The sequence below is a fragment of the Mesorhizobium sp. M1E.F.Ca.ET.063.01.1.1 genome (assembly GCF_003998155.1).
In the GTDB taxonomy this organism is placed as follows: Bacteria; Pseudomonadota; Alphaproteobacteria; order Rhizobiales; family Rhizobiaceae; genus Mesorhizobium.
The window spans coordinates 1-4721 of the sequence record NZ_RZSC01000468.1 but is presented as its reverse complement, the minus strand read 5'-3'; the positions used below and the strand labels follow the sequence as shown (position 1 = coordinate 4721).

At 64.4% G+C, this 4721-nt stretch carries 7 protein-coding genes and 1 pseudogene; 4 read left to right on the top strand and 4 right to left on the bottom strand.

Annotated features, from left to right (window positions below; genetic code table 11):
* A partial coding sequence (locus tag EOA29_RS41670; RefSeq protein WP_189478983.1) for an alpha/beta hydrolase occupies positions 1-389 on the top strand: 389 nt, incomplete at its 5' end.
* Here the strand turns inward: EOA29_RS41670 and EOA29_RS43240 are convergent.
* Entirely contained in the window at positions 358-666 is a 309-nt protein-coding gene (locus EOA29_RS43240) for a hypothetical protein (RefSeq protein ID WP_245468534.1), read from the bottom strand. The genes EOA29_RS41670 and EOA29_RS43240 overlap by 32 nt on opposite strands.
* A gap of 95 nt (positions 667-761) precedes the next feature.
* On the opposite strand from EOA29_RS43240, the gene EOA29_RS25585 reads away from it, so the two are divergent.
* Positions 762-1373, top strand: a complete 612-nt coding sequence (locus EOA29_RS25585) for a nucleoside triphosphate hydrolase (RefSeq protein ID WP_126090752.1) — start codon at positions 762-764, stop codon at positions 1371-1373.
* A gap of 150 nt (positions 1374-1523) precedes the next feature.
* Positions 1524-1838 carry a hypothetical protein gene (locus EOA29_RS25580; RefSeq protein WP_126090751.1) on the top strand — a complete coding sequence of 105 codons (315 nt, stop codon included), beginning with the start codon at positions 1524-1526 and terminating at the stop codon, positions 1836-1838.
* Positions 1839-1849: 11 nt separating this feature from the next.
* Here the strand turns inward: EOA29_RS25580 and EOA29_RS25575 are convergent, their stop codons facing one another.
* From EOA29_RS25575 to EOA29_RS25565, 3 genes are all read right to left on the bottom strand, one after another.
* Positions 1850-2554: a glutathione S-transferase N-terminal domain-containing protein gene (locus EOA29_RS25575; protein ID WP_126090750.1), complete on the bottom strand. Its 705-nt coding sequence runs from the start codon at positions 2552-2554 to the stop codon at positions 1850-1852.
* A 173-nt stretch (positions 2555-2727) separates the two neighbouring features.
* Positions 2728-3936: a beta-ketoacyl-[acyl-carrier-protein] synthase family protein gene (locus EOA29_RS25570; protein ID WP_126090749.1), complete on the bottom strand. Its 1209-nt coding sequence runs from the start codon at positions 3934-3936 to the stop codon at positions 2728-2730.
* 4 nt (positions 3937-3940) lie between these two features.
* Positions 3941-4195: an acyl carrier protein gene (locus EOA29_RS25565; protein ID WP_059188710.1), complete on the bottom strand. Its 255-nt coding sequence runs from the start codon at positions 4193-4195 to the stop codon at positions 3941-3943.
* Between the two features lie 202 nt (positions 4196-4397).
* Here EOA29_RS25565 and EOA29_RS25560 point away from each other — a divergent pair.
* Positions 4398-4721: pseudogene (locus EOA29_RS25560) on the top strand (urease accessory protein UreD); the annotation flags it as partial.

Genomic DNA, 4721 nt, shown 5'->3' with positions numbered 1-4721 from the left:
GGTCGATCTGGACCGGCGGCTGGGCGATCTCCGACGAAGCGTTCGCGATTACCGCCTCCGCGTTCGACAATCCCGACTGGGCCGATGTCGTGCTGCATTCCTATCGGGTGCGCTGGGGGCTCGCCGAGCCCGACCCGTCATGCGCGGCTCTGGAAGCTCGGCTGCGGGGCGATCCGGCGATCCGTGTTCCGACGCTCGTGCTTCACGGCGAAGCCGATCCATGCAACGCGCCTGCCACGTCCGAAGGCAGGGAGGCGCTGTTCGACAACGGCTACCGGCGGCATGTACTTCCGGGCATCGGGCATTTCCCCCAGCGGGAAGCATCCGATGCCGTCCTGCGTCATCTGCTGCCATTCCTCACATCGGCGATAGGAATGCCAGCGCCATGAGCGAGGTCTCACCAATCATGCCGTCCCTTCCGGGCTTCGGGCCGCGCATCCGGGTCTCGTCGAGTTTCCCGTCCGTCACACGCGCGGAGGAACCTCGACCGGGCTGGTCATCCACGAGCGATACGCACCGGAAAATCCGGCGTTGCGCGAGGAGTTGCTGCGCCACCTGATGGGCGTTCCGCTTGCCGGCGACAGTCCCGGCTATCGTCAGATCGCGGGATTGGGGCGTGGCCCTGCGACCAGCAACAAGGTCTTCTTCGCCGACATGGCTTGCCAACGAGCGGCTAAAACTTCTGCGTCGGGGATCCCAGGTTTGAAATTTCCGCCGACTGCCGCCAAGATGCGGACCAAATCGCTAGCGGAGAGGCGCTGATGTCTGACCTAGCCCATATCACCGCCGCCATCTTCAAGCGCGCCGGCAAGGCCAAGCGCTTCGTCGTCGCCATTGCCGGCCCGCCGGGAGCCGGCAAGTCGACGATATCGGGCAGGCTGCATGAACTGCTGCCGGAGGGCGCATCGGAAGTCGTGCCGATGGACGGCTTCCATTATGACGACATCCTGCTCGACCGCCGTGGCCTGCGCGCGCGAAAAGGCGCGCCGGAAACCTTCGACTTCGCCGGCTTCGAGACGCTTTTGAAGCGCATCCGCTCCGGCGAGCCGGACATCGCCATTCCGGTCTTCGACCGCAGCTTGGAATTGTCGCGCGCGGCGGCCGAAGTCATCGGCGCCGATACCAAGTTCATCCTGGTCGAGGGCAACTATCTGCTGCTCGACGAGGAGCCGTGGTCGCGGCTTGCGCCTTTGTTCGATTTCACCATCTTCGTCGACGTGCCGCGGGGCGAGCTCGAGCGCCGCCTGATGGAGCGCTGGCGCGGCCATGGCAAGTCCGACGAGGACGCGCGCGCCTGGATCGCCTCCAACGACATGCCGAATATCGAGCGCGTGCTGGCGCATCGCCGGCAGGCCGATCTGGTGATTGGTTAACCTGCTCAATTTTCACTATTTTTGGACGGGAACCTTAAGACTTACAGGTCGTTATGGCCGATATCCCGATTGTCCGGCGCTGAGGCAATTCCAGGAAAGGTGCGCAGCGGTTTTCCGTCCGGAATTGCGCAAAAAAAACGGAGCCGTCTGATGGCAACCAAGACCAGAAAACCCGCGCCCGCGAGAAGCAGGGCCAATCAATCCAAAGCGACGCAATCGAGGGCCGGCGCCGCACCGGCGACCGCCGAGCGCTCCAAGGACGCCAAACCGGCCTTCGGCAAGGCTGCTCCCAAGAAAGTGGTGCACGGTGCAGCGCACAAGGCCGCCGCGAAACCGCATAAGCCGGTGGCGAAGTCGGGCCCGATCCGCACTGTCGCAAGCGTTGCGACCGGCGCGGTGGTGGCCACCGCCCGGCTTGCCGCATCCGTGCTCGGCCGAGGCCGCGCAAAGGCCAAAACGAAGTAGGGGCCTGCGCCTCAACCCCTTGCCGGGATGGTCAAGCCCCTCTGCACGGCCGGCCGTGCAAGGCCTCGCTCCAGCCATGCCGCGACGGTCGGAAAATCGTCGAAGCCGACGAGGTCGCGCGCTTCGTAGAAGCCGATCAGGTTGCGCACCCAGCCAAGCATCGAGACGTCGGCGATGGTGTATTCGTCATCCATGATCCATTGCCGGCCCTTGAGCCGCGTTTCCAAAACGCCGATCAGCCGCCGCGACTCGTCGCGATAGCGTTCCAGCGGCCGCTTGTCGGCGATCTCGCGCCCGGCGAACTTGTTGAAGAAGCCGACCTGCCCGAAGATCGGGCCGATCGCGGCCATCTGGAAGAACACCCACTGGATCGTCTCGTAGCGGCGGATGGGATCGGCCGGGATGAGCTTGCCGGTCTTGTCGCTGAGATAGAGCAGGATGGCGCCGGATTCGAACAACCCGATCGGCTTTCCGTCGGGCCCATTCGGGTCGATGATCGCCGGTATCTTGCCGTTCGGGTTGAGCGACAGGAATTCCGGCGTCCAGCTCTCGTTCTTGCCGATGTCGATATAGTGCGGCTCGTAGGGCAGGCCGATCTCCTCCAGCGCGATCGAGATCTTCACCCCGTTGGGCGTCGTGGAGGAATAGAGCTGCAGGAGGTCTGGTTTTTTGGCCGGCCAGCGCTTGGTTATCGGAAAGGCGGACAGGTCGGTCATCGGGAGGCTCCGGGTGCGGATTGGCGCCGAATGGCGGGCGTGGCGGGTGGCAAGAATTAGGACCCTGACCCCTCGGGATCAATATGCCGGTGAGCGGCTTGCCGTGCACGGACAGTCAACCAGGCAATTCCCCCGGGATGGAAACGCGTTCGGGCGGATGGCTGACGGTTGTATCAGATCGCCTTGAAGCCCAGCACCGCATTGGTGCCGCCGAAGGCAAAACTGTTGCTGAGGGCTACGCGCACCTTGCGTTCGCGCGCCACATTCGGCGTCACGTCGAGATCGCATTCGGGATCCGGCTCACGGAAATTCGCCGTCGGCGGCACGATGCCATTGCGGATCGCCATGACACAGGCGATCAGCTCCAGCCCGCCCGACGCGCCGAGGCAATGCGCGTGCATCGACTTGGTCGAGGACACCGAGAGCGCACGCGCATGCTCCCCGAAGACGCGCTTGATCGCCGCCGTCTCGATCTGGTCGTTGGCCTTGGTGCCGGTGCCATGCGCGTTGAGATAGTCGACATCCTCGGGGTTGAGCCCGGCATCCACCAGGCAGAAGCGCATCGCCGCTTCCGGCCCCTCGATCGTCGGCGCGACGATGTCGGAGGCGTCGGCCGAGAGGCCCACGCCGGCGACCTCGGCAAGGATAGTGGCGCCGCGCGCCACGGCGTGATCGTAGCTCTCCAGCACCGCCATGCCGGCGCCTTCGCCGAGCGACAGGCCCTGGCGGTCGGCCGAGAACGGCCGGCAGGTATCGGGCGAAAGCACCCTCAGCGCTTCCCAGCCCTTGAGCACGCCCCATACCAGCGGCGCTTCGGTGCCGCCGGCGACCATGACGTCGGCGCGGCCGAGCCGGATCTGATCGACCGCCGAGGCAATGGCGTGATTGGCCGAGGAGCAGGCGGAGGTGACCCCGAACACCGGCCCGCGCAGGCCGAGATTCATGCTCACCTGGCCGGCGGCCGCACCCGGCATCACCTTCGGCACGGTGAAGATGGCCGCGCGGTTGCGTCCCTCGATCAGGATCGCGCGGTAGTTTTCCTCGATCGTTTCGAAGCCGGCGACGCCGATGCCGACGACGGCGCCCATCCTGTAGGTATTGTCGGCATGGGCGACCAGCCCGGACTGCCGCATCGCTTCCCGCGCGGCAATCACCGCCAGGAGGCTGAAACGGTCCATCGACACCACCTGCTTGCGGTCGATGCCGTGATCGGGCAACTCCTTGATCTCGCAGCCGACCTTGACCTTCAGGTCATGCAGCGACGGATTGTCGATCGGGCCGATTGCCGAGCGGCCGGCGCGCATTGCGTCCCAGATCGCCGGCACATCGCTGCCGAGCCCGCATATCCCGCCAATGCCGGTGATGACGACGCGCTTCAGCATGCAATCAGGCTTTTTTCGCGATCAATTCGCGAACCGCCTCGACCATGTCGCCGACGTTCTTGAGGTTGCTCCAGGCATCGACCGTGTTCATCTCTATCTCGATGCCGTACTTCTCCTCGAGATCGAAGATGATCTCGGTCAACTCCAGCGAATGGATGCCAAGCGTGTTGAGATCGGTGCTGGTGGTGATTTCCTCGCCGCCAGTCTCGGCATGAGCCTTGATCTTTTCGATGATTTCAGTCGTTAGCTGGTCAGCCATTCGGTTCCTTCCCCTGTCGTTTCCCGACGCCAACTGATCAGCGCCCCTTCGTCCCCGGATTCACAAACGTCGGCGCCCCCTATCTCGCCAGGCATCGCGTAACCGATCCAAGGTGGCTCCCTCTATAGAAACGGAAACGATGTCAAGCAACAAGCTATATATCGACAAAGCCACCGGAGTGCTTAACGTTGGCGCCGTGAACATGATCGACCCTACCTTGGCTTCCCAGCCTGCCGCCCAACGTGTTGCAGGGCGAGGCAGGCTTTTCTGCGGCAGAGCTGGTGGCCGGACCCGGCTCCGGCGTCTTTATCAGGACGGATCGGCCAAGATTCGCATGCCGGCGGTGCACGGCGATCCGCTCGAGGCCGTGCTGATCAACACGGCCGGCGGCTTGACCGGCGGCGACCGGCTTGGCTGGGAGATCGAGGTCGGTGAGGGCGCCTCGGCATCCGCGGCAAGCTTCACATCGAGCGTCCTGACAAAGGCCGCCCGGTCAAAAACGATGGTTTCCTGCGGCAGCCATGCG